Origin of the sequence: Actinomadura sp. NPDC048032 (genome assembly GCF_040653175.1) — a bacterium.
In the GTDB taxonomy this organism is placed as follows: Bacteria; Actinomycetota; Actinomycetes; order Streptosporangiales; family Streptosporangiaceae; genus Spirillospora; species Spirillospora verrucosospora.
In genome coordinates this window covers 1-3,766 of the sequence record NZ_JBEZJP010000597.1, presented here as the reverse complement: position 1 = coordinate 3,766, position 3,766 = coordinate 1, and the positions used below count along the sequence as shown (strand labels likewise).

At 73.2% G+C, this 3,766-nt stretch carries 4 protein-coding genes; 1 reads left to right on the top strand and 3 read right to left on the bottom strand.

The genetic code is table 11. The features are described 5' to 3' along the window. The 3 genes from AB0C69_RS39655 to AB0C69_RS39645 form a co-directional block, all read right to left on the bottom strand. The coding region (locus AB0C69_RS39655; protein ID WP_360361445.1) for a VOC family protein at positions 1–494 on the bottom strand (494 nt) is incomplete at its 3' end. Beyond that, positions 487–1,251, bottom strand: coding sequence for a 2-oxo acid dehydrogenase subunit E2 (locus tag AB0C69_RS39650; RefSeq protein ID WP_360361448.1), 765 nt, complete (start codon positions 1,249–1,251; stop codon positions 487–489). The genes AB0C69_RS39655 and AB0C69_RS39650, both read right to left, overlap by 8 nt. Beyond that, positions 1,251–2,384, bottom strand: coding sequence for a Xaa-Pro peptidase family protein (locus AB0C69_RS39645; protein ID WP_360361443.1), 1,134 nt, complete (start codon positions 2,382–2,384; stop codon positions 1,251–1,253). The genes AB0C69_RS39650 and AB0C69_RS39645 overlap by 1 nt, the downstream gene beginning before the upstream one ends. Positions 2,385–2,471: 87 nt before the next feature. Between AB0C69_RS39645 and AB0C69_RS39640 the strand changes: the two genes are divergently transcribed. Continuing rightward, on the top strand, positions 2,472–3,766 hold a 1,295-nt coding region (locus AB0C69_RS39640), incomplete at its 3' end, for an amidohydrolase family protein (RefSeq protein ID WP_360361440.1).

The following is a 3,766-nucleotide window of genomic DNA, read 5'->3' as shown; positions in this document are numbered from 1 at the left end:
GCAGGCCCGCCCGCATCACGCTGATCGTGTCGGCCACCGCGGACATGACGCCGAGGTCGGGACAGCAGCTCGATCAGGCCGCCCCAGGGAGTGGTGATGAACGCGTTGGACATGCCGGGGGTCGGCCCCTCCCCGAACGTGACGGGCGTCCCCACCACGCCGACCCCGGGGACGGCCGCGAGCGCGGCCAGCGCGGCGGGCACGTCGTCGACCTCGATGCCGAGATGGGTGCCGCCCGGCAGGTCCGCCCGCGGCGGAGCCCCGCCGGCGCCCGGCGACCACCACTGGATCAGCTCGATCCCGGCGCCGCCGACGTCCAGCATGGCCAGCGCGAACGCGGCCCGCGGCGGCGCTCCGAGCCGTTCCGCGCCGCCCTCCACCCGCGGCAGCCGGAACAGCTCGCGCGCGGCGAAGTGCTCGGTGAAGAACGCCACCGCGGCGTCCAGGTCGGGGACGGACATGCCGACGTGGTCGAGGCCCCTCCGGTCAGGCATCGCCGAGCTCCAGGTCGCCGGCCCAGATCGGACGGCCCTCCAGCCCTGCCTTCACCGCGGTCAGGAACCGCGCGGCGTCGGCGCCGTCCACCAGCCGGTGGTCGTAGGTCAGGCACAGGTAGGCCATGTCGCGGATCTCCACGCGCTCGTCCGCCCCGGCGCCGACGGCGACCGGGCGCCTTTCGAGCCTGCCGACCGCGAGGATCCCGGTCTCGGGGGCGTTGAGGATCGGGGTGTCCAGGAGGGAACCGCGCGATCCGGTGTTGGTGATGGTGAAGGTGCCGCCCTGGATGTCGGAGGGCCGCAGCCTGCGGTCCCGGGCGCGCCCGGCGACGTCGGCGATGCCCTTGGCCAGGCCGGCCACCGACAGCAGGTGGGCGTCCTTGACGTTGGGCACCATGAGCCCGGCGTCGGTGTCGACCGCGAAGCCGAGGTTGATCCGGCGGTGGTAGGCGGCGGTGCCCTCGGCCACGTCGATCGTCGCGTTCAGCATCCGGTGCTCGGGCAGCGCGCGGCACACGGCCGCGGCGACCACCGCGAGCGGGGCCAGCGAGACGCCGTGCACGGCGCGGAAGCGCTCACCGTGCGCGGCGCGGGCGGCCGTCACCGCGCCGAGGTCCACCTCCACCGCACTGGTGAGCTGGGCGGTTCCGGCGAGGCTCTGCTGCATCCGGGCGGCGATGACCTTGCGGACCCGGCTCAGCCTCTCGACGACGACGTCCTGAGCGGGATCCGCGGGCGCGGGCGTCCCGGCCATCACGCCTCGATCCTGAACAGCTCGTCGGTGTCGGTGACGTCGGACAGCAGGCGGCAGCCGTCCGGCTCGACCGCGACCATGTCCTTGATCTGCATGCCGAAGCCGTGCCCGCTGCGGTAGACGAGCGGCTCCATGCCCAGCACCATGCCCGCGCGCAGGCTCTCGGCCCCGTGCGGGCCGAGGTAGGGGCGTTCGTGCAGGTTGACGCCGATGCTGTGCCCGACGAACCCGATCGGCGGCATCCCGAGCTCCTCGAACTCGGCCAGGAACGCCGCGTACACGTCGCGGGCGACGGCTCCCGGCCGGATCGACTCGCGGACGAGGTACTTGCACCGGACGAGGTTCCGGTAGATCCGCTCGGCCTCCGGCGGCGGGTCGCCCACCACGGCGGTGCGGCAGACGCCCGCCTGGTAGCCGTCGAGGACGGAGAAGATCTCGACGCGGCAGACGTCGCCGGGCTTGAGCACCCGGGTGGTCGGGCCCACGTTGGGCAGCTGGCTGCGCTCCCCCGTCGCCACGATCATCAGCTTGAACTGCTGCGCGCCCTGCTCGTACACCGAGCGGGTGAGCGCGGCGGCGATGTCCATCTCGGTGTCGCCCGCGCGCACCGCGCGCAGCGCGTCGCCGATGGCGCGGTCGGAGATGCGCGACAGCCGGGTGAGCAGTTCCCGCTCCCGGGGCGTCTTGACCTGCCGGGCCTCGGTGATCAGGTCGTCGGCCGGCCGGAGCGCCGTGCCGGGCAGCGCGCGGACGAGGGCGCCGTGGTCGGTCACCGAGAGGTAGCCCAGCTCGACGCCGACCGTGCCTCCGGCCAGCCCGAGGTCGCGCAGCAGCCCGGCCAGCGCGCCCATCGGGTCGCCGGTGAACTCGGCCCAGACCCGCACATCCAGATCGGGCCGGGCGGCCCGGACAGTCGACTCCTCCATGTCGACGCAGACCATCGCCTCGCGTGCGTCGGCGGTGACGATGTGCGCGGCGTGCCGCCAGCGCATCAGCGGTTGCGAGGGAACGACGAACCCGGCGGCATAGGCGACGTTCTCCGGGGACAGGCAGACGACGGCGTCGAGCCCCGCCTCCGCCGCGCGCGCCGCGAGTCCGCGCGCGATCTCATCGGCCGCGGCCGAACCGGCCATGTGCACTCTCCCTAGGGTAACTGGTATTACGACAGATATGATATGACTGATGAGTTCCACGTCAAGACCGCACGTCAAGGAGCCCCGATGACCAAGCCCGGCGCGCCGGCGGGACGCATCACGCTGATCGAGCACCTGGAGTTCGCGTTGACCGTGGACGGCGACGACCGCGTCCTGCACGACGCCGCCCTGCTGCTGGAGGGCGACCGCATCGCGGACCTCGGCCCGACCGGGGAGGTCCTCGCCAGACTCGGGGACACCTCCGTCGACGAACGGATCGACGGCCGCCGCCGCGGCGTCATCCCCGGTCTGGTCGACACCCACGTCCACCTGTCGGAGACCCTGAGCAGGGCCGTCTTCCCCGACGTCCTGTCCACCCGGGCCTGGGTGTTCCACTGGGCCAAGCCGTTCTACGCGCACGTGGACGGCCAGGACGAGGCGGTGAGCGTGCGGCTCGGCGCGACCGAGATGCTCCGCTCGGGGACCACCTGCTTTCTGGACATGGGCGCGCAGAACGACGCGGGCCTGACCGCGCGGGCCGCGGGCGAGATCGGCATCCGCGGGATCGTCGGCCGGCACGCCGCCGACCGCAAGCCCGAGACGATCCCGCCCGGCTGGTCGGCGGAGATGGTCGACCACCACTTCTTCCCCGACCACAAGGTCGCCCTGGAGGCCCTGGAGGACTCGGTCCGCCGCTGGAACGGGTACGCGGGCGGCCGCATCCGCTGCTGGGTCAACATCGAGGGCAAGGAGCCGTGCAGCCCTGAGCTGCACGTCGGCGCCCGCGACCTGGCCGAACGGCTCGGCGTCGGGACCACATACCACATCGCGTCCTCGATCGAGGAGTCGCGGGTGAGCGAGAGCAAGTACGGGCAGTGGCCGGTGACCCGGGTGGCCGAGCGCGGCGGGCTCGGCCCCAACCTGGTCCTCGCGCACGCGGTCGCGCTCACCGGCGCGGAGGTCGCGCTGCTCGCCGAGCACGGCACGTCGGTGGCGTTCTGCCCGTCCACCTCGCTCAAGCTCGCCAAGGGCGCCACGGCCATCGGCAAGTACCCGGAGATGATCGAGGCCGGCGTCACCGTGGGCCTCGGGACGGACGGGGTGTCCGCCGCTGGCAACCTCAACCTGCACCGCCAGGTCCACCTCGTCGCCGGGCTCTTCAAGGACGCCCGGCTGGACCCGACGCTGGTCGGGGCGCGCAAGGCGCTGCGGATGGCCACCGTCGAGGGTGCCGAGGCGCTGGGCTGGGACGATGAGATCGGCTCCCTGGAGCCCGGCAAGCAGGCCGATCATCGTCGAGGGCGTCAACGACCAGGGGAGCGACAACTACTGGTGGGGCGGCAACCTCCAGGGCGCCGCGCAGTACCCCGTGCGGCTGAACG